This is a genomic window from Mesorhizobium sp., assembly GCF_004963255.1.
GTDB lineage: Bacteria > Pseudomonadota > Alphaproteobacteria > Rhizobiales > Rhizobiaceae > Mesorhizobium.
Map to the genome: position 1 here is coordinate 1 of NZ_SUGA01000024.1, position 19,191 is coordinate 19,191.

Genomic DNA, 19,191 nt, shown 5'->3' on the forward strand with positions numbered 1-19,191 from the left:
TATCCGCCTCAATCAACAGGCCAGATCAATGGCTTGCGGATAGTTCACGGCCGACTTTTTGGCGTGGGCCTTGGCGACGCTCCAATCACCAGCGCCAATGCGCCAATCAATGCTGATTTTGCGCTCGCCTTGCGTGCCTTGTCGGCGACGGCGTTGGCTTTGTTTTTCGCGCCCTCAATGTTCCCCGAGACGCATCAACACGCTTCGTGGCGCAGCCTCTTCGCCGATGCAAGGTCGCTCGGCACGTTGTGACGCCACTGTGAACGACGCTTCGGTGTTGCCACCCGTGAGCTTCGGCGGCAAGTCAGTGGAAGAGAAACCGGCCGGCCACTAGATCCGCGTCACCTTGTCGAGATGCAGTCGCAGCCTTTGGCCTTCAGCATAGTTCAGAGCATATTGCTCGCTCACAAAGGTGCGGGCGCTTTCTTTCCCGTCCTCCTGGACGAGGACGTGCCATTCCCCACAAACCTCGGTTATCGAGACGGAATTCACGGTGCAATGCTCTGCGCTATAGGGATTGAGCAACGGTCTCGTCTCAATCAGTAATTCGCGCGACCGCTCGATCGCTTCCTTCGAGCTTGCGATGAGTTCGACGTCGAGCGCTGTTTGGTTTGGGCAAGTGGAGACCAACGAATCGCTCCCGGTCTGGGTTCAGACAAGAGCGCGGTCGGTGTGTCTCTCAGCCGCCGATGTCCACAAGGTCGTTACCGGCGATAGGTCACTTATGCGCCCGTGCCGGATCGCCACCAACCACATCTGATATGGCAGTAGTCGCACGTTCCATCACAAGAGCCCGTTCGCCTGGGGAGGGTCGAACGGGCTCCGGGGTCTGGGCCCCCGGCTGCGCTGGGACCTCGGCACGAGCTGCGCAGCGAAACACAACAAGGCGGCTGGCGGATTGTTCCATTAGCTGGCGCTTGCGAACCTATCTGCCGCTCCGGCATTGTAATGGCATGGCCAAGGGCAGCATAAAGGTCGGCGACGAGGTCGCCATAACGGCAACCGTGCGCAAGCGCGTGACAGAGGACAGGGTCAGCGTTTTGATCCCGTCGTACCATCAACCACATTCGATCGTGGACACCACGCCTCACATCAGCAGCGGGCAGCAGATCGAGATTGTGGGAGAGGTCACACGCGTCGACGACGACACGGTGACGGTCGGCGGCAAGGATCTCGGGATAACGGTCAAGACGAACACTGTGCGGCTGGTGACGAGCCACGTTCCACCTAAGAGGAAGGCACCCTCCGCTAACTAGGCAACTTAGTCGCCTGTGGAGCGCCGTTCGCCTAGTCGGCTCGCGCGCGCTCGCACCTCTGAGCCGGAACAAGGCTTGGCGATCATCGTTGGAGCGGTGACCGAAACGGGGCGCTATGCATGAAAACCTACCAAGTCGAGGAGATGGCCGGTGAGACGCCGGTTTCCCGTAACACAGTCACCGCCAAGTCGCCGTGGGAGGCTGCGACCCTCAGTACCAAGAAAGAGGTCCAGGCGCGCAGAGAAGAACGGCTATGGGTTCGCGTTACCGAAGAAAGCGGCCGCGCGGTATACAAATACGCGTTCAAATAGCTGCCCTCGCCGGACCGGCGGAACGAGCAAAGGACAGGTGCGTTCCTCTTCATGGTTCTCGACGACGAGATCGAAATGGTGAAAGGCCATGTGAGGCTGGGTGAGCAGCATCTGCTTCGTCAACACGAACTCATTGCCCAACTGGAGCGGGACAACCTGCCGACACGTCTAGCCATCGAATTGCTCCACCAATTAGAGGACATGCAAGCTCTGCACCGCCTGCATTTGTCGCGGCTGCTGCGCATGGCGGTGGATAGTGAGCCCTCCTTCACGATATCAAGGCATTTTAATTGAAGGCGCAACCAGCTCTCATAATCTGGCTTGCGTGATGAGACGCGCCCCCCCCGTACTCATCGGGATATCAGCGAAACAAGCCTATCGGGTTGCGCTATAAGCGATGAGCCCGCATCGAGGGGAACGACGCGGGCTCTTTGTCGGGTGATGCAAGCCCGACCGCGACGCCAGCACAGCCTAGCCAAAAAGATGCTGCGCCGTTGTCCGAACCGCCGCCTGGCTGGAATGTTCCAGCAACAAAAAGTCTGCTGGCTGGGAGCTAGCGGGTCTCGGCTACGAGATCTGGGTGGCGCCGGAATACCAGCGCGCCGCCTACCAGGCGCTCCTGGCTGCGGGAGGGGAGTTCGGCATCGGCCTGTTCGGCTCGCGCGCGCTGAATGCGCTCAGGCTGGAGAAGAACTACGGGTCATGGGCGCGCGAATACCGGCCGATCTACGGGCCGGTCGAGGCCGGGCTCGACCGCTTCGTCGCTTATGGCAAGGACGCCGATTTCATCGGCAAGGAAGCGGCGCTAGCCGAGCGCAGAGAGGGCGGCAAGCTTCGGCTGCGCAGCTTCATCGTAGAGGCCAAGCAAGCGCTGTTATCGCACCGGCGCCAGCAAAGCGAAATGGGCGCCTTGCGGGTCCTGGCACTGGATCATCCACTGGCCGCTCGGTACGTCCATCGGCTGTGCAATCTCGGTGTGTGGGCTGTCAGTCGACAAGGACCGGCGGCCCCGATGGTCCAGCAACAATGGCTGTGAGCTTCGCCTTGCAACGAGCACAGGCGATCGCTGCGAAACAAAGCGGTGGAGCGAGCGTTGTTCTGCAGTTCAACAAGGCTAGCGACATGCCCATTTTTCATTTCCACGTCGACAACGGCGAATTCAACCCCGATGATGAAGGCGTCGATCTCCCCGATCTGGATGCCGCGCGCCAGGAAGCAGTGCGCGCTGCCGGCGAGATGATCAACGACAGCAAGCAATCTTTCTGGGAGCATATGACCCCTTGGATAATGAACGTAACGGATGACCAAAATCGGCTTCTGTTCACTCTGCAGTTCGCTGCAAAGGTGCCATCTGGACAGGCCCTTTACATTCCGCGAGAGGGCGAAGCAAAAAACCCGCTGGCCGAAGCCAGCGGGTGAGAGGTGGTTGGGCGAGGACCCGCCAGGACCGAGCGACCACAGCGGATGGGCAGCGCCTACAAATCGCTTGCTTCCGGCGCAGCTCGTCGACCTCCCGCTTCAGGTCCTTGGATGACGTCACGATGCGGCGCCGAAGTCCTGACAGTTCGTCCAGGCGGCGATTGAAGTCCGCCGCTCGCTGATCCGTCGCCTGATTCCGCCCCATCTACTCGTTGTGCACCACGCCGGTCGGAAAGTTGCGCCTTCCGCCCCGTCTGCCGGGGTGTGCTCGCCAAATCATCCAGGGCGGAGCCATATTCCGTGCTGGATCTTGGCACGGTTCAGGAAGAGATCGGCTCACGCGGAGCGAAGACCGCCGCCTTCAACATCAATCCAAAAACCGGGTTGGCGATCGATATGGGAGTGGCGATGGACTTTCCCCGCGCCCGCCCGGAGGATCAGGGAAGGCTGGATCTTGGCAAAGGGCCGGCAATCACACAGGGTGCGAACACTAATCCGGTGGTCTTCGAGGCTGCTTCGGTCGGTCGCGGAGGAAGAGGATATACCTTTCCAAATTCAGGCGCTGGGTAGTTCCAGTCCGACGGACGCCCGTGTAATCTAAGAGACTCGCAGCGGCGTCGCGAGCGGTGCGCTTTCGGTGCCATTGCGCTATATGCACACCCCGTCGGAGGTTCTTTGCCTCGACGATGTGCAAGCAACCGCCGATCTGGTTTGCGCCTATTGTCGACGATTGACGCCTGAGCTGGACTTCACGCCAGTATGAGGGGGTTTCCTTCCGGCATAGGCATGACCAGAAGGTCCCTTCACCTTTCAACGGTTCACTGGTCCCGATTGGCGCCGAGCTTGCTTCTGGAACAGATGACCGTTGGACGGAGTTCGGTAGTGGGCAGCAGGCTCCAATCTGCCCAGCCGGCCCGCTGCTACTTCTCTTGGCTGAGGCGTGACTAGCAGCGGGCCACTCTGGCTAAACGCGACATGATTGCTATGGGAAAGAAGGCAAAGCTTAAGGCCAAACATAGAGCTGAAAAGCCTTTAGAAAGCGCGCTCATCGCGGAAGCAGCCTACTACGCCCGCAGGTGCGGTATCACCATCTACGAAGCCGCTGAGATCATTCGACAAGCCACACACCGAACCAGGTCGAGAAGCGTAAGACAGGGCAAATAGTTTCGCCGACCAGACGTTATGGTGAGACTAACCGCCTCGAGTTACCGCCGGCGTCGTGCCGCTGGATGGCTGAGCTCTTCGGTCATTACGTCGAGCAACATGTTCTTGCGGCCGAGATCGTCCTCGCCCGGGGCTTGGGTGAAATAGCGCATGCAGCAAGCTCGCCAAGCGCGCCGCCGAACTGCTCCATTTTTTAACCTCCCGCCAGCAGCAACTTGACTGGATGCTGCACAAGCACGCTAACGGAACAACAAGGGCCTGTGCTTGTTCGGCGGCGATGATCAATCCGGGCATCAATCGCTTTTGCGATGTCGCTGTTGTGGGGGGCGGTCCTGCCGGTCTTGCCGCGGCCGTCTATCTGTCTCGCTTCTTGCGATCCGTGCTGCTCTTCGACGCCGGCGACGGACGGGCGGAACTCATTCCCAAGACCCACAATTGCCCAGGCTTTCCCGATGGCGTTTCAGGCAAGGATCTGCTGGCCCGCTTGAGAGCGCAAGCGACGGCATACGGAACCGAAATCGTCGCGGCAGGCGTAAAGTCTCTGACGGCACAACCCGGTGCTTTCGTTCTTGCAACGGGTGCCGGTCACGTTCATGCGTCCCGCGTTGTGCTCGCGACGGGCGTTGTCGATCGGGCTCCCGCCATGCATGGCCTGCGCAAGGCGATTGCGGCAGGGATTGTTCGGCTGTGTCCTGTTTGCGATGCTTATGAGGTTCAGGGACAGCGCATCGCGGTTGTTGGCCCCGAACGCTCGGCTCTTAAAGAGGCTCTGTACCTGCGGCACTACAGTCGGGACATTTGCATCATATGCAACTATCCCGAAGACATTTCAGGGTCTACCCGTGCGAAGGCTGACGCCGCCGGCATTGCGGTCCGGGACTTCGTGGACGATCTTGTTCTACGGAACTCCGGCCTCGATCTCGTCATGGCGGATGGATCGACGGAGCGGATCGACGTGCTTTATACCGCCATGGGGTGCGACGTTCGATCGGAACTCGCCATGGAAGTTGGCGCGCACTGTGATGAGGACGGCTACATTCTCGTTGGACCACACGCGCAAACCTCGATCGAGGGGGTCTACGCCGTCGGAGACGTGGCCAAAGCACTGAACCAGATAGCGGTGGGATTTGGTCAGGCGGCTTTGGCATCCACTCATATCCACAATGCCATGCTAGCGGAGCGAGCCGGCTCACGATGCGAGAAAGAGCCAGAAGCGCATCATCAGTCCCCAAATCCAAGACCTGGCGGATGATAATGATCGACAGGTCAATTACCGGCTTTGATGCCTATCGGTCACGCCTTCATCGCGGCCACCGACGTTTCACAGTGGCCTTGAACGCGGAACCGTACCTGCCACCATCGATGCCATGCACCTTGTTCAAATTCTGCTCCCATGTATGGACAACCAAGGGCAGCCTTTCGGGCAGGAAGAATTCGAGAGGGTAAAGGAAGAGCTGGGTGGCCGTTTCGACGGCGTTACCGCTTTCCTCCAGGCTCCTGCGGATGGGCTGTGGAGAATGGGGGCCAGGGTGTTCGAAATACCCCTGGGAGATAGCGATGACGCGGATCGCGACGTTCAACGTCAATGGCGTCAATGGCCGCTTGCCGGTGCTGCTGAAGTGGCTTGGCGAGACTGCCTATGACGTGGTCTGCCTCCAGGAACTGAAAACGTCGGACGACAAATTTCCGATCGAGGCAATTCGAGATGCCGGCTTCGGCGCGATCTGGCACGGCCAGAAATCCTACAATGGCGTGGCAATCCTAGCGCGTGGAACCGACCCGGTCGAGCGCCGCCGCGGCTTGCCGGGCGATCCCGATGATACGCATAGCCGCTATTTGGAGGCGGAGATCGACGACCTTGTCGTCGGCTGCATCTATCTCCCCAATGGCAATTCGGCGCCAGGCCCTAAGTTCGATTACAAGCTCCGCTGGTTCGAACGTCTCCTGACCTACAGCTAATCCATACTAGACGAGCGCGCCGTTCTCTGTGGCGACTACAATGTCGTCCCCACCGAGATGGACGCTGTAGTGCCTGCGCGCTGGTTGGGCGATGCCGTCTTCTTCCCGGAAGCCGGAGCGCCTACGCTCGCATGCTGGACCTGGGCTGGGTGGATGCGATTCGCCGGATCTACCCAGGCAAGGGCATATACACCTATTGGAACTTCTCCTACGGCGGCGGCTACGATCGCAGCTCCGGCCTGCGCATGGATCACTTGCTTGTAAGCCCATCGCTTGCGCAGACGATCCAAGCGGCAGGTGTCGATGTCGAGACCCGTTGGGTGGGAAAAGCCCAGCGATCACGCTCCCGCCTGGATCGACGTCGACCGATGAAACCGCCGCGCTTGCCCCCTTCTGGCCTGGACCTTTGTGCTTGTTCAGCCCGCGCCGATGGATCACTGACCCGTCGTCCCGAGGTGCGTCGATTGACCGGTCAGACGCGCTCCCGATCGCCGGCACGGTGTTGTCGCGCTAGTCGAGCGTGCCGCGGGCGCGACGTGATCGGAATGGCCTGAAGGCTCATCAAAGCAAAATTCCACCAGAAGGTTCTTTCGCCCTGACTTCAGTCCCTGGCTGGGATGAAACCGGCGGGGCGGGAAGGTGTGCCCGGCCTGCCTACGCGGGTGGTCTCACTCTGCTTGCGAGTCCGAGCGGTAAAATTCTTGATGATCAGCCAAGAGAGGGGACTATCCACCATTCTATTTGCGCGAGGAACAATCACCGCGCCGCGATGTTAGGGAGCCTCAACCCTGGAGGCCCCCCATGTTCATGCACAACAAGCGACTGCAGTACACCGTCCGTGTTTCGGAACCCAATCCGCGTCTCGCCTGTATGATCATGGAACAGTTCGGAGGCGCCGATGGCGAGCTTGCCGCCGCCATGCGCTACTTCACCCAAGGGCTGGGCGAAGACGATGTCGGCCGCAAGGACATGTTGCTCGACATCGCGACCGAGGAATTGAGCCACCTGGAGGTCGTCGGCTCAATTGTCACCATGCTCAACAAAGGCCTGAAAGCACAGCTTGCCGAAGGGCAGATGAAGGAGGCAGAGCTCTACTTGATGGTTGGCGCCAGCGGCACGACGGCCAAGGAGTCCATCCTGTTCGGCGGCGCACCTGCGCTGTGCGACTCCGCAGGGGTGCCGTGGACTGCCGCCTATATCGATTCCCGCGGCGAGCCCACCGTCGACCTTCGGTCCAACATTGCGGCGGAGGCAAGGGCCAAAATCGTCTATGAGCGGCTGATCAACATCACCGATGATCCCGGCGTCAAGGACGCGCTAGGGTTCCTCATGACGCGCGAAATCGCGCATCAGAAATCGTTCGAGAAAGCGCTGTACGCGATTGAGAACAACTTCCCCACCGGCAAGCTCCCCGGGATCGAGAGATTTGCCAGTATGTACGTCAACACGTCGCAGGGCGAAGGGGACATGAACGGGCCGTGGAACTCGGGCGACGAATGGGACCGCGTGGACGACCTTGAGGAAGTCATGCCGGCGGACGATGGCGATGGTACGGCAACAGTCAAGCTGGCGGCCAAGGACATGAAGATCGTAGCCAAGATGGGCGAGCGCACGCTTTCTGACCCCTCCTCCGCTCCGATCACGGGCGCGGATCTAGGTGCCGGACCGGGGGCCGGGCGAACCAAGAATGGCGACATGGGCGGCGCGGCTAGCATCAAAGAGGCGCCTGCGCGGGCAGAGGCCACCGCTCGCAAGAAAAGATGAAGGTTGGGGTTGATTGGGCCCTGCCAATTTGACGAGGCCCGGTGCGTCCTTACGGGTAGACGAGCTGCCAAAGGCGGAGAGACAGCCAGCGCTGGCCGCAAGACACTGTCGTTGCGTGTCCGTATCGCGCAGAGTTCGGAAGCTCGTCAGAACAGCTCGATTGCGGGCCGTGTGATCATGAGCCAATAGATCGCGGCCACGCAGGCGAATGCTGGAAACCCGAAAGCGAACCAAAGCCGAAAGAGTTGTTTGTAGCGCTCGGGCGGCGGGATGCCAGCGGATGCGGCTTGCGCAGCGAGATCCCGCATGCGCATCTGCATCCACACCACCGGTAACCAGAACAGCCCGGTGACGACGTAGAGCAGGATCGACAGCACGATCCAGCCCTCGCGGAGCGAGTAGCCAGACTGCCAGGCCAATGCGGCGCCGGTTATCGGTTGGGCGATGACCGCGGTGGCGGTGAACAGGAAATCGGCAATGACGACGATCCGGGCCACGGCGGCGATCGTGGCGGCGCTGCCGGTCCGGTGGGCGAGGAGCATAAAGAACGCAATGCCGGCACCGGTGCCGAGCAGCACGGCAGCGCCGATGAGGTGCAAATATTTCAGCGCAAAGTAGAGCATCAGCGTTCCTCCAGGATCGCCAGCGCGCAGAAGTGCAAGACGAGTATCGGCAGGATTTTCATCAGGGGGCCGAGGGGCTCGTTCCACAGGTCCGGGCGAAGAATTGTTCCAGCAATCGCATAGAAGGATGAAATCGAGATCGCCCCCCAGAGCCCTACCTGGCTGGCCGGACGCCATGCGATCATCGCGCCGACGACCATATCGGCCAACGCGCCTGCGACAACAGCAGGGCTGGCCAAGGGCTCGAAGGCGGTGTTGAGCAGAAGCTCCACTCCGCTGCGCCAACCGGTGGTGAGGGAGATGATACCGGTCGCGATCCAGAAGAAAGGCAGAACCACGAAGATTGCCGGCTTCACGAAGTAGAGCCTGGCAAACCAGCGCTCTTGTACGGTGGGAGGGCTGGCGGCCAAGGCGGACGCAAGACTGGACGGCTGGAGCCCGGTTGCAAGCTTCCACGGCTCCAAAGCGCCGGTCGCACCGCGCGCGATTTCCTTGGCGGCGTTGGTGCGTATTGGAGGCCGCCAGCCGAGGAGGCCCGCCACGTCGCCGAGCCGGTAAAGCGTTGCGGCCATCCATCCGGGCAGGACAAACTCCTTCGCTCTGCCCCACCCAAACCATTGGCGGTACCGGGCGACGACTTCGCTCATCGTCAGTGCCTCGGGTCCTGCCAGTTCGAGCGTCAGGCGGAACGGGCCTTGCCTACCGAGCAGGATCGAAACAGTGGAGACCACATCGTCGAGTTGGACAACCTGCAAAAGGCCCGTGCCGGGCATTGCTGGAACCAGCGGCAGGGCCGCGAGGCCTCGAAAAAGGGCGCTTGCGCCGAAGGCGGGCCGACCGAGCACCACCGAGGGCCGCAGGATCAACCAGTTGAGATCACGCTCCATCAACGCATGGTCCCCAGCCAGCTTGCTGGCCGAGAAAGCTGAAGGCTGTTCCCGGTCGACACCGACTGCAGAGAAATGGATAACCCTTCGCACGCCTGCGCGTTCGCAGGCAGCAAAGAGAGCCGAGGCGCCGGTAGCATGAACGTTGCGCGTATTCTCCCGAGCACTGTCCTGAAGCACGCCCGCGCAGTTCACGACAGCGTCGACCCCACGAAGGTGGGGGAGCCAGTCTTCCGCCTCCAATGCCCTCGCCATATCGATGACGACGCTCCGCCCCTGAAAAAGGCCATTTGGTGTGCGGCCACGGACAGCCCGGACGACTTCGTGCCCCTCCGCCGCAAGGCGCGCGCACAATGTCGAGCCAATCAGACCTGAAGCGCCAGTGATCAGAACGATCATATCTTTGCTTGATCCATCGCGCTCTCTCCCGTCTCGACCACGTCGCATTCTCCCGGATCTCAGGCAGCGCGGCGATCGCCACTTCGCGAACCGCACTTTCTCAATCCTTCAACTTCGCCTTTCCAACCTGGGGCCCTGTCCGTACGCAAAAGCAATCAGAACGTAGGGTTTCGTACGCTGAACCAGCGCACCCGAACTTGCGAACGCGACAAGCTGTTCCACTCGGCGGGTGGGCCACTGTGAACCGGTCAGGGTAGTTCGCCTCCTGACTCCAGCGTCGGTGGGTCGCTTGGGTTCACCTCGACGAGGGCAGCAAGGCGAGAGAGGAAACCGAGTAGCCCTTTTTCAGGATCATCGTCGTCGCCCGTGACCACTGTGATGCCCCAACGCGCCAGCACCGCCTCCTCGACCGGATCACGGCGCGCCATGAAAATGAAGGAGGGAGGCCGATCCGCCTCGTAGCCCGATCGGCTCCAAGTTTGCCAGAGCCGGTGCAGGAGCAACCGGATGTTCAGGTCGGAAAGGCTGTAGCCAATGAACAAAACCGTGCTGCCCAAGGCGTCCGAACGGAACCTCACGTCGAGCGGCGAGTCGAATGACAGCCGGTCGAGGTAGTCAGTCTCTGTGAGAACCAGGGAGGAATCGTCATCGAAGTCGCCGTGGAATTTCACAATGTAGGGGACATCCCTTCGCGCCTTCGACACGTCTCGCGCATTGGCCACTTTGACGTATTCGACGCCATGTGTCTCAAAGGCAACTTCGAGGTTCCGATCGTAGTTCGTTGTATAGATCACCGGGAAGTTCAGCGCGACGATGAGACGGTGCAATTCGGATTTTTCGATCTTGTCGCGGCTAACGGTCCAATGCCGGTCCATCCAACTGCGAAGCGGTCCGATGCTGCCATGCTTAATGCGGTAATACTCGGCAAGGGTCTGAAAGCGATCACGCTGCCTGCCAAGGTCCACCTCAAGGCCAAGCTCATCCGCCATTCGCTTGATCAGTTCCTCCCAGGAAGGCAGTCCGACACTCATGGAGACGCCCGCCCCGACGAACAGGACGGCGTCCCGTTCTCGAACGGATTTTGCGAGCGGCACAAGAGGATCGCTGGTCATTGCAGACCAAGGAGAGACGAGCACTGCCCATCACCGAATCGGTGGCCGCCGCAGCAGCGGCGTCGACACCCTGCGCACGCTCCGCAATCACGTCCTGCCATCATCCCTCTTCTCGGTCGATACAAGTTTATCTGCCAAGCGGCCACGCGAGAGCTTCCCCCGACGCCGCTCATCGCTTGTTCCGGTGCTGTAATTGGCGATCGGCGGTGATGCGCTTTATCATCCTAGCTCTCGGAGCTTCCGAGCTTCCTTGACGAGCACGGCAAGGTTGTCTCCATGCCTTTGGATCAGATCCCGCGCCTGTTGCTCTGTGATGCCGTTCACTGCGGCGAAATAGGCGAGTTGGTCTACATCGCTTGTCGAAATGCGATTTGCATGTCGGACATCGTTGTCAGCGCTGTCACTTCCGAAATTAAATATATTCATACGGGGCGCATGACGTCCTCGCATAGGCTTGGCGTCCAAGGCTGCTAGAGGATCGGGCTGCATACACAACAAACATGATCCCGGTTCGCCATCTGGGCATGGGCCGCGAAATTCTGTTTGTTTGCCGCAAGCTCATAGCTGGCAGCTCTCCACTGCAACGCGACCGAACAACGGCCGAGAGACATTGTTCCAATCGACGATCTTGTCTGATTGCGCGGCCTTGCCGAAACAGGCCCGCGAGCTTGTTAAGAGCCGGTCAGTCCACTTCGGAAGCAAGCACACGCCGAAACTTGCCAAGCCATGGCGCCAACTGGCATCGCTTGGCTTACCGAGCGAAGGCCAGAACACTCGTGAGCGCTTCACTCAATTGGGATGTCGCAACATGATCCTGTGCAGACATCTAAATGCTAATTCTGGCGCGCCGGGTTGCTTGCTCCGCAATCCCAGCTTGGAATGCTAGGACGACTAGATCCGCTTCCGAACCCCCTCGGTATAGAGCAGCCTGTTTGGGCAAGGTGGCCAACCAAACGAACAAATTCAAGCCGGCCAATTTCACAGGGTGCCATGCTGGTGATCTTACCAGCTCAGGGAGACGCCGCGATTGGCCTCGCCCTGTCGGACTGGAGACTATCTATCGACATCTCCCAGCACGATATCGATAGATCCCAGGATAGCCGTAACGTCGGCAAGCAAGTGACCGCGGCACAGCAGATCCATCGCCTGCAGGTGCGCAAAGCTCGGCGCCCGCAGCTTGCACCGGTAAGGCTTGTTGGTGCCATCCGAGACCAGATAGACGCCGAATTCGCCTTTTGGCGCTTCGACCGCTGCATAGACCTCTCCCGGAGGCACGCGGAAACCTTCCGTGTAAAGTTTGAAATGATGGATCAGCGCTTCCATCGAACGCTTCATCGCGGCACGCTTGGGCGGCACGATCTTTCCATCCGGATTGGAGATCGGGCCAGGCCCCTCCTTCACCAGTAGGTCGATACACTGGCGCATTATTCTGGCCGACTGGCGCATCTCTTCCATGCGCACGAGATACCGGTCGTAGCAGTCGCCGTTCTTGCCCACCGGAATGTCGAAGTCCATTTCGCAGTAGCATTCATAGGGCTGCGCTTTCCGCAAATCCCACGCTGCGCCCGAGCCGCGTACCATCACGCCTGAGAAGCCCCATCCCCAGGCATCCTTTTCCGAAATCTGGCCTATATCGACGTTTCGAAGCTTGAAGATCCGATTATCCGTCAGCAGGCGATCCAGGTCATCTACGGACTTCAAAAAGGGATCGATCCACTTGCCGATATCGTCGATGAGGTCCGGCGGCAGGTCCTGGTGCACTCCGCCGGGTCGAAAATAGGCGGCGTGCATGCGTGAGCCTGAGGCCCGCTCGTAGAAGACCATGAGCTTCTCGCGCTCGATGAAGCCCCACAGGGGTGGGGTCAGCGCACCGATATCAAGCGCCTGGGTGGTGACATTGAGCAGATGGGACAGGATGCGCGATAATCTCGCTGTAGAGAACACGTATCAATTGCCCTCGCCTGGGCACGGAGAGACCCGCTAGCTTCTCGATCGCCAGGCACCAAGCATGCTCCTGGCACATCGGCGCCACATAATCGAGGCGGTCGAAGTAAGGCAGCGCCTGGAGATAGGTCTTGTATTCGATGAGCTTTTCGGTGCCGCGGTGGAGCAGACCAATGTGGGGGTCGACGCGCTCGACCACCTCGCCGTCGAGCTCGAGCACAAGGCGAAGCACACCGTGCGCCGCCGGATGCTGGGGACCAAAATTGATGTTGAAATTTCTTACCGCGGCCTCGGCCATGAAAGTTTCACTCCAAGTGGCGGGCGCCGAACCCGGAGATGACGCTGATGTTCCCGCGCTCGCACGCATAAGGCTGTTCTGCGCGCTGTCGTAATCGTCCCAGGAACATCATCCCTCGATCCAAGTTCGGGCTCGTCACTTCTCAGATACAGGCTGGCAGAACATGACTGTTCAGATTCCCCTCTCCGAGATCGATCGCGCCAGGCACGAAGACCTGGGCGACGGAGCTTGGACCATCGCGCCGGACCTTGCTTATCTTCGCCTCTCCATCGTGAACGTCGTCTTCTTCGGAATGCCCGGCGACCACGCGGAGTGGGTTTTGATCGATACGGGCTTACCCACGTCGCGGAGCAGCATCGTCGGCGTTGCGCGGTCCCGTTTCGGCTCGGACGCGCGGCCATCTGCGATCATTCTGACGCATGGTCATTTCGATCATGTCGGCACAGTCCTGGAACTGGCCAAGATGTGGGACGTGCCGGTCTATGCCCACCCGGATGAGCATCCGTACCTCGATGGGACCGCATCTTATCCTCCACCCGATCCTTGGGTGGGTGGCGGCCTGATGGCGTTGCTTTCGCCACTTTTCCCGTGCGGCCCCATCGATCTCGACACCAGGCTTAAGCCGCTGCCTGACGACAGGTCGGTGCCCGGCATGCCGGGTTGGCAGTGGCTGCACACGCCGGGGCACGCCCCAGGTCACATCTCCCTGTGGCGCGAAGCCGACCGTGCACTGATTGCCGGCGACGCCTTCATAACAACAGGCCAGGAATCGGCCTACGAAGTCGCCGTGCAGCAGCTCGAAATGCACGGCCCGCCACGCTATTTCACGCCCGACTGGGAAGCCGCCGAGGGCTCTGTCCGCGAACTGGCCGCTTTGAAACCGGAGCTGGTTATCAGTGGCCATGGGGCCGCGGCGACTGGCGCGGGAATGCGCCAGGGTCTCGATCGGCTCGCGGAGCAGTTCGACCATTTCGCGGTGCCTGCAGGTTCGAAATATGTCCGCAAGCCAGCGACGGTTAGAAATGGCCGCGCCTACCAGATGCCGTACAGGACTGGCTGACAAAACCAGCAGCGATCCCGAACACAGCCGAGGAACCTTTCAGAGACCGCCGGGTTCTGCGCATCTCAGGGATCAGGTTTGCCGGAACACCATGCAGCGAAGCAAGCGCTCGGAACAGGTTGCAAGCGTTGTGAGACAGCAATTCACAAACGACATAATGCGGCGCCACTTGCGCGCGCTCCCGGTTTTTCGCTCGGAGAGATGGCTACCCGACCACTTGCGTACAATCATGGATCGGCTCAAGGCAAGCGAGATAAAGAACCCTAGACGCTGATCATTCGCTCTCCTGGCGAATTGAAGTAGCGGACCTTGGGCCCCCACCCCGTTCAGACCTTGAAACTTGACCAGGCCAAGCAGCCGCCGACCAACGGCGATGTGCTGACGACAAGGGCACCGTTGGCATGCAGACTGAAGAGCCCTCTCTATGAGACCGGCCCAACGACCCATATAGATCCGTCAGAGCTGTTCCATCTTGTGCTCGTACCCGCTCTGAGAATCGCCTGCATCATGGAAGCCGGGTTCATCCCCTTCTGGAATACTACTATCACTTCGGAGTTCCGAGTGAAGCTTGGTCCCACCGCTGCCGCCAGCCCTGACAGTAAGACAATGCTCATCAAGGCGGCGCCCATGCCTCCACTGGCTGCTCCGCTCCGGCTCGGGAACGCCCAGGCGAGCAGCAAAGGCAAGAGGCCAAAGACAACGAGCCACCCGATGTCCCAGGCAAGCGGAGCATCACTATTCATCTTGATCCGATGCAGCCCGAGCAGCCAGTGGAATACAACCGCGTCGGCAACGTGCCACATGCCAAACCCGACCAGCGAAAACCGCAGAATCTCACTCGTCGTGACGACGCGTGAATTCGTTGCTCGAGCCGCCACCAGCAAGATGGTGGCCAATACAAGCAACAGGTACATCGCTAAATGAAAAAGGCCGTCGCTCATTACCTGGAACCGCAGGTCGGATCCGGGAGAGAAGGCTGAAAGCAAGTGATGCCACTGCAAGATCTGGTGCAGCACAATGCCATCGAAAAAACCCGCCAGCGCGAAGCCGACCAGCAGCCAACCGCATAGCGCTTGGCGATTCACATCATGACGCGAGCGATTGGCGGCATCATGGACTGACATCAGGTCCTCGCACATCCGTCCCGCGGATCGGCACATATGGTCCCTTCTCAGCAGGGCCATGAAGGCCATGACGGGCCTCCAGCCAGAACACGAAAATCAATCCCCCGGCGACCGCCAAAAGCACCAGTAGGGCTGCAAACATCTCCAACATAGGCGTCGCTCCAGTCGGAACCGAACAGACCGTTCGTTCGGTTGTTCCAGCGGCCGAAAAATTTACCCTCCGTCAGCCGGGAACAATGCTCTGATTGCCCGGTTCGGTGCGCCTGGCGCGTGCACAACTCGCTGCCAGTCATCCGGCTGAAGATCGAGAGTTGCCATGTCGCCCACCGAGACAAGTGCAGAACTTCATTCTGGAGTCCGCCATCCTACCGGAGCCGCGCGCTGGCTGTTCTCGACCAATCACAAAGACATCGGAACGATGTATCTTGTGTTTGCGATCATCGCGGGCATCGTTGGAATGCTCCTATCGGTGGCGATGCGAATGGAGCTACAGGAGCCCGGAATTCAGATTTTCCCAGGCTTGGCTTCATTCATCTACGGTTATCAGGGCGATTCGGCGATCGATGGCGCCAAGCAACTCTACAACGTGTTCACCACTGCCCATGCGCTGATCATGATCTTTTTCGCCGTCATGCCAGGGCTGATCGGGGGCTTCGGAAACTGGATGATCCCGTTGATGATCGGCGCGCCCGATATGGCGTTCCCGCGGATGAACAACGTTTCGTTCTGGCTTCTTCCACCGGCCTTCCTCCTGCTCCTGCTCTCCATTTTCATGCCCAGTGTGCCTGGCGGCTTCGGCGCTGGAACCGGCTGGTTTCTCTACCCGACCCTGTCAACGTCGGGGCACCCGGGGCCTGCCGTCGACCTTGTTATATTGGCCCTGCACATCGCTGGCGCGTCCTCGATTCTAGGCGCCATCAACTTCATCACCACGATTTTCAATATGCGCGCTCCTGGCATGACGCTGCACAAGATGCCCCTGTTTGCCTGGTCGGTTCTGATTACCGGCTTCCTGCTGCTACTCGCTCTACCAGTGTTGGCCGGCGCGCTGACAATGCTGCTGACCGATCGCAATTTCGGGACCGCCTTCTTCGTGCCGGACCAAGGAGGGGATCTGATCCTCTACCAGCATCTCTTCTGGTTCTTTGGTCACCCGGAGGTCTACATCATGATTCTTCCCGCCTTTGGAATCGTCAGCCAGGTCATCTCTACATTTTCCCGCAAGCCGATCTTTGGGTATTTGGGGATGGTTTATGCAATCGTCGCCATAGGTGCGATCGGCTTTGTGGTGTGGGCTCACCATATGTACACGAGCGGGATCGGTCTCGATACCCAGCGTTACTTCACCTTTGCCACGATGGTCATCGCCGTTCCGACGGGCATCAAGGTCTTCTCCTGGATTGCCACCATGTGGGGTGGATCAATACGCTTACAAACGCCGATGCTCTGGGCTCTCGGCTTCATCTTCCTTTTCACGATTGGTGGTGTAACCGGCGTCCAGCTGGCCAATGCGGGGCTCGATCGCGAGCTGCACGACACCTACTTCGTTGTCGCCCATTTTCACTACATCCTATCGCTGGGTGCCCTCTTCGGTATTTTCGCAGGGTGGTACTACTGGTTCCCCAAAATGACCGGATATATGTACAACTCCATTCTTGCCGGGATACATTTTTGGACAACGTTCGTTGGCGTCAATCTGGTGTTCTTCCCGCATCACTTCCTTGGCCTAGCAGGGATGCCACGGCGCTACATTGACTATCCTGACGCATTTGCCGGCTGGAACATGGTGTCGTCTTATGGCTCGTACATCTCTGGCGCGAGCGTGCTCTTCTTCCTGGCCTGTGTGATAGAAGCTTTCTCCAGAAGACGCCAAGTTGGCAGCAATCCTTGGGGTCCAGGAGCCACAACGTTGGAATGGATGCTGCCCTCCCCACCTCCGTTCCATCAGTGGGATCGCCTGCCGGTGATCAAATAACCGCGCTTTTTCGAAGCCTGAGGACGCCACGGCACTCGCTGCAGAAGGTGATCTTGAGCAAATCCCACTGAAGGCACGGCTGGTTCGGCCCGCACCGCCTGGCCAATGCGGCGACGTCGAGTACCGCCCTGCGCTTGCATGTGAGGCAGTAGACGCATAGGCCTGTGCCGTCGCAACTTGCCGCCGAGCGTGGCTTCTGTGAATTCTTTGCCCATGGCGATCTTCACAAAGGTCGCCCCACCCACCTTCTGATAAGGACGGCTCCTGACAGTCGCCAAGAAGGAAACCGGATCGATTGACCGTCTTCGACCGCTTCTCTTCCTATTTGTGCCCGCGCTTCTTTACGTCCGTTTTGGTCCGGTTTTGAGTTTCCCGGGCTAAACGCGCTTCCCTCAATCGCGCTGTTTTCTCTGCGCGTTCCTGCCGCTCAACCCGCATGATTTCGTCAGCCGCCCGCCTTGCGCGTTCATCCCGGTCATTATCAACCTGACGGATCATCTCACTCTTCCGGCTCTAAAGATCTGAGGAACAACGCTCCGCGAAGCGGGACGTTCCTGTCTTGGGATGATCAACTTGGATCTCCTCGAACTCTCGCTGGAATACGCGATAGCTAACTCTAGATCTTATTGTTCGAGGTGTCCGCTTTGGGGAATGCAACGAAGAACTCACTCTCCTCACACGGGCAAGAGTCTCTCAACGTTGACCGGAGGCAACAAAGTGAACTCCCCCAAACGCGCCGTGTGTACCGACCCCATCATAGTCTAAGCTGCTATCCAAGAACCGGCTCTAAACGGCCTCCCGAGTGTGAAAGCGTCCGGCCGGACACCTGCCTCAACCTGCTTCCACGTCACGGGATGCGCGATCGGGTAGCCGAGGCGGGCTCGCGGAGAAAATGCGCCTACGGCAGTGTTGCCTCGGCGCCCACGCGGTGCTCCCGGCTGGACCTCGCCCCTCGCAGAAGGTGCGTGTGTTCCTCAGTTTCGTGAAAATGAACTCAGGGGACCTCGTGGTACTCACGTGTAGCGAATTAGCTCAAAACGGAGTTCATCCCGGCATGAATAGACCGGCTGCTTTCGGGAAACGACCAGGAAGGCCTAAACGTCGGAAATTGGGCGCAAAGCAGCCGTCGGATGCAGCATTTGTCGTGGTTGCCTTTGACCGCGGCTGAGGATGGCGAGCTGTTTATATCCAACCAACCGCGCGGCTTTCTAATCCGGAAACGAGTCCATGCACCAATGACCGAGCGCTGCAACCCTCGAACAATTATTTATCCTTAGGGGTCATTTGCACCAGCTGCAAAAGCCCAAGCACAACAAGCGCCAACACGGTGCCAAGCATTGCAATCTGCCAAAATCCAAGGCCAACCGCCAGCCCGATAGCACCCGCCAACCACATTCCTGCGCCGGTGGTCAGGCCTTGCACCTCCCCTTTGGAGAAGAAGATTATGCCTGCGGCCAGAAATGCTACTCCGGCTGTCGTTGCTTCGATCAACCGGATCGGGTCAATGGCGACATCTTGGCCATCGAAAACATGCAAATGAGTGATTTCAATTGCCAGGATGGCGATTAAGGCGGTTGCCACACAGACCAGGATATGCGTCCTTAGCCCAGCCGGTCGGTTGCGCCACTCGCGTTCTAGGCCCACAAGGGAGCCTAGCACGGCAGCCAGCAAAAGCCTGGCGGAAATCACAGAGAACGGCAGCCATGTTTGCTGCCCAAAACGTTCAACGAGCTCATCCATGAGCGCCACAACGTGGCTGCGGTCGGTGAGTTCCAGCTGTGGTGCTAGGAGCCTCGATATCCGGTGGGGTGGCGGAATTGATGTGCATCAAGGCAGGGCAAGCCTGAAACAGCGATAGCTAAGCCGAGAAAGCCTCTGGCCCGTTCGCTTCGCCGT

General features: G+C 59.5%; 16 protein-coding genes and 6 pseudogenes. 13 read left to right on the plus strand and 9 right to left on the minus strand.

Annotated elements, in window-relative coordinates:
- The coding region (locus tag E5X34_RS21860; RefSeq protein WP_292568803.1) for a hypothetical protein at nucleotides 1-252 on the plus strand (252 nt) is incomplete at its 5' end.
- A 78-nt stretch (nucleotides 253-330) separates the two neighbouring features.
- Here E5X34_RS21860 and E5X34_RS21865 read toward each other — a convergent pair.
- Complete coding sequence (locus E5X34_RS21865; protein ID WP_292568805.1) at nucleotides 331-630, minus strand: hypothetical protein; 300 nt, start codon at nucleotides 628-630, stop codon at nucleotides 331-333.
- Nucleotides 631-953: 323 nt separating this feature from the next.
- Here E5X34_RS21865 and E5X34_RS21870 point away from each other — a divergent pair, with 323 nt between their 5' ends.
- The 4 genes and pseudogenes from E5X34_RS21870 to E5X34_RS21885 form a co-directional block, all read left to right on the plus strand.
- On the plus strand, nucleotides 954-1,256 hold the full coding sequence (locus E5X34_RS21870) for a hypothetical protein (protein ID WP_292568807.1): 303 nt from the start codon (nucleotides 954-956) through the stop codon (nucleotides 1,254-1,256).
- A gap of 119 nt (nucleotides 1,257-1,375) precedes the next feature.
- Nucleotides 1,376-1,567: a hypothetical protein gene (locus E5X34_RS21875; protein WP_126079505.1), complete on the plus strand. Its 192-nt coding sequence runs from the start codon at nucleotides 1,376-1,378 to the stop codon at nucleotides 1,565-1,567.
- 51 nt (nucleotides 1,568-1,618) lie between these two features.
- Nucleotides 1,619-1,861 (plus strand): hypothetical protein, encoded by a 243-nt coding sequence (locus tag E5X34_RS21880; RefSeq protein ID WP_292568809.1) that lies wholly within the window; start codon nucleotides 1,619-1,621, stop codon nucleotides 1,859-1,861.
- Nucleotides 1,862-2,129: 268 nt separating this feature from the next.
- A pseudogene (locus tag E5X34_RS21885) lies at nucleotides 2,130-2,429 on the plus strand (glycine cleavage system protein T); the annotation flags it as partial.
- Between the two features lie 12 nt (nucleotides 2,430-2,441).
- Here E5X34_RS21885 and E5X34_RS21890 read toward each other — a convergent pair.
- Nucleotides 2,442-2,528, minus strand: a pseudogene (locus E5X34_RS21890) (VOC family protein); the annotation flags it as partial.
- Nucleotides 2,529-2,593: 65 nt separating this feature from the next.
- Here E5X34_RS21890 and E5X34_RS21895 point away from each other — a divergent pair.
- From E5X34_RS21895 to E5X34_RS21915, 6 genes and pseudogenes are all read left to right on the plus strand, one after another.
- Complete coding sequence (locus tag E5X34_RS21895; RefSeq protein WP_292568811.1) at nucleotides 2,594-2,986, plus strand: hypothetical protein; 393 nt, start codon at nucleotides 2,594-2,596, stop codon at nucleotides 2,984-2,986.
- Between the two features lie 300 nt (nucleotides 2,987-3,286).
- Nucleotides 3,287-3,556 carry a hypothetical protein gene (locus E5X34_RS21900; protein WP_292568813.1) on the plus strand — a complete coding sequence of 90 codons (270 nt, stop codon included), beginning with the start codon at nucleotides 3,287-3,289 and terminating at the stop codon, nucleotides 3,554-3,556.
- Nucleotides 3,557-3,602: 46 nt separating this feature from the next.
- Nucleotides 3,603-3,749 (plus strand): annotated as a pseudogene (locus E5X34_RS32905) (M42 family peptidase); the annotation flags it as partial.
- A gap of 624 nt (nucleotides 3,750-4,373) precedes the next feature.
- The gene (locus E5X34_RS21905) at nucleotides 4,374-5,402 is read left to right on the plus strand and encodes an NAD(P)/FAD-dependent oxidoreductase (RefSeq protein WP_292568815.1); all 1,029 of its coding nucleotides are present in this window, start codon (nucleotides 4,374-4,376) and stop codon (nucleotides 5,400-5,402) included.
- Nucleotides 5,403-5,707: 305 nt separating this feature from the next.
- Nucleotides 5,708-6,481, plus strand: a pseudogene (gene xth / locus E5X34_RS21910) (exodeoxyribonuclease III).
- 429 nt (nucleotides 6,482-6,910) lie between these two features.
- Nucleotides 6,911-7,873: a manganese catalase family protein gene (locus E5X34_RS21915; RefSeq protein ID WP_127884943.1), complete on the plus strand. Its 963-nt coding sequence runs from the start codon at nucleotides 6,911-6,913 to the stop codon at nucleotides 7,871-7,873.
- Between the two features lie 146 nt (nucleotides 7,874-8,019).
- On the opposite strand, the gene E5X34_RS21920 is transcribed toward E5X34_RS21915, so the two are convergent.
- The 4 genes and pseudogenes from E5X34_RS21920 to E5X34_RS21935 all read right to left on the minus strand — a co-directional run bounded on the left by E5X34_RS21920 (nucleotide 8,020) and on the right by E5X34_RS21935 (nucleotide 13,136).
- On the minus strand, nucleotides 8,020-8,496 hold the full coding sequence (locus tag E5X34_RS21920) for a DUF2269 family protein (RefSeq protein ID WP_126079513.1): 477 nt from the start codon (nucleotides 8,494-8,496) through the stop codon (nucleotides 8,020-8,022).
- Complete coding sequence (locus E5X34_RS21925; RefSeq protein WP_292568818.1) at nucleotides 8,496-9,782, minus strand: SDR family oxidoreductase; 1,287 nt, start codon at nucleotides 9,780-9,782, stop codon at nucleotides 8,496-8,498. The genes E5X34_RS21920 and E5X34_RS21925 overlap by 1 nt, the downstream gene beginning before the upstream one ends.
- A 248-nt stretch (nucleotides 9,783-10,030) precedes the next feature.
- A complete protein-coding gene (locus E5X34_RS21930) occupies nucleotides 10,031-10,894 on the minus strand; it encodes an SIR2 family protein (RefSeq protein WP_292568820.1) in 864 nt (287 codons plus the stop codon).
- Nucleotides 10,895-11,947: 1,053 nt separating this feature from the next.
- Nucleotides 11,948-13,136, minus strand: a pseudogene (locus E5X34_RS21935) (NADH-quinone oxidoreductase subunit D).
- Nucleotides 13,137-13,299: 163 nt separating this feature from the next.
- On the opposite strand from E5X34_RS21935, the gene E5X34_RS21940 reads away from it, so the two are divergent.
- Nucleotides 13,300-14,196 carry an MBL fold metallo-hydrolase gene (locus E5X34_RS21940; protein WP_292568822.1) on the plus strand — a complete coding sequence of 299 codons (897 nt, stop codon included), beginning with the start codon at nucleotides 13,300-13,302 and terminating at the stop codon, nucleotides 14,194-14,196.
- Between the two features lie 422 nt (nucleotides 14,197-14,618).
- On the opposite strand, the gene E5X34_RS21945 is transcribed toward E5X34_RS21940, so the two are convergent.
- On the minus strand, nucleotides 14,619-15,389 hold the full coding sequence (locus E5X34_RS21945; protein WP_292568824.1) for a DUF2243 domain-containing protein: 771 nt from the start codon (nucleotides 15,387-15,389) through the stop codon (nucleotides 14,619-14,621).
- A gap of 247 nt (nucleotides 15,390-15,636) precedes the next feature.
- Between E5X34_RS21945 and ctaD the strand changes: the two genes are divergently transcribed.
- Nucleotides 15,637-17,295 carry a cytochrome c oxidase subunit I gene (gene ctaD, locus E5X34_RS21950; protein ID WP_292568826.1) on the plus strand — a complete coding sequence of 553 codons (1,659 nt, stop codon included), beginning with the start codon at nucleotides 15,637-15,639 and terminating at the stop codon, nucleotides 17,293-17,295.
- Nucleotides 17,296-18,056: 761 nt separating this feature from the next.
- Here the strand turns inward: ctaD and E5X34_RS32910 are convergent.
- Both E5X34_RS32910 and E5X34_RS21955 read right to left on the minus strand, forming a co-directional pair.
- Nucleotides 18,057-18,209, minus strand: a pseudogene (locus E5X34_RS32910) (hypothetical protein); the annotation flags it as partial.
- Between the two features lie 349 nt (nucleotides 18,210-18,558).
- Nucleotides 18,559-19,035: an MgtC/SapB family protein gene (locus E5X34_RS21955; protein ID WP_292568828.1), complete on the minus strand. Its 477-nt coding sequence runs from the start codon at nucleotides 19,033-19,035 to the stop codon at nucleotides 18,559-18,561.
- Between the last annotated feature and the right edge of the window lie 156 nt (nucleotides 19,036-19,191).

Excerpts from the sequence above, each read along its gene's own strand:
- E5X34_RS21905 (WP_292568815.1), top strand. The coding sequence starts at position 4,374 with ATGCTGCACAAGCACGCTAACGGAACAACAAGGGCCTGTGCTTGTTCG.
- E5X34_RS21945 (WP_292568824.1), bottom strand. The coding sequence starts at position 15,389 with ATGGCCTTCATGGCCCTGCTGAGAAGGGACCATATGTGCCGATCCGCG.
- ctaD (WP_292568826.1), top strand. The coding sequence starts at position 15,637 with ATGTCGCCCACCGAGACAAGTGCAGAACTTCATTCTGGAGTCCGCCAT.
- E5X34_RS21875 (WP_126079505.1), top strand. The coding sequence starts at position 1,376 with ATGAAAACCTACCAAGTCGAGGAGATGGCCGGTGAGACGCCGGTTTCC.
- E5X34_RS21930 (WP_292568820.1), bottom strand. The coding sequence starts at position 10,894 with ATGACCAGCGATCCTCTTGTGCCGCTCGCAAAATCCGTTCGAGAACGG.
- E5X34_RS21915 (WP_127884943.1), top strand. The coding sequence starts at position 6,911 with ATGTTCATGCACAACAAGCGACTGCAGTACACCGTCCGTGTTTCGGAA.
- E5X34_RS21880 (WP_292568809.1), top strand. The coding sequence starts at position 1,619 with ATGGTTCTCGACGACGAGATCGAAATGGTGAAAGGCCATGTGAGGCTG.
- E5X34_RS21895 (WP_292568811.1), top strand. The coding sequence starts at position 2,594 with ATGGCTGTGAGCTTCGCCTTGCAACGAGCACAGGCGATCGCTGCGAAA.
- E5X34_RS21940 (WP_292568822.1), top strand. The coding sequence starts at position 13,300 with ATGACTGTTCAGATTCCCCTCTCCGAGATCGATCGCGCCAGGCACGAA.
- E5X34_RS21920 (WP_126079513.1), bottom strand. The coding sequence starts at position 8,496 with ATGCTCTACTTTGCGCTGAAATATTTGCACCTCATCGGCGCTGCCGTG.
- E5X34_RS21955 (WP_292568828.1), bottom strand. The coding sequence starts at position 19,035 with ATGGATGAGCTCGTTGAACGTTTTGGGCAGCAAACATGGCTGCCGTTC.
- E5X34_RS21870 (WP_292568807.1), top strand. The coding sequence starts at position 954 with ATGGCCAAGGGCAGCATAAAGGTCGGCGACGAGGTCGCCATAACGGCA.
- E5X34_RS21925 (WP_292568818.1), bottom strand. The coding sequence starts at position 9,782 with ATGATCGTTCTGATCACTGGCGCTTCAGGTCTGATTGGCTCGACATTG.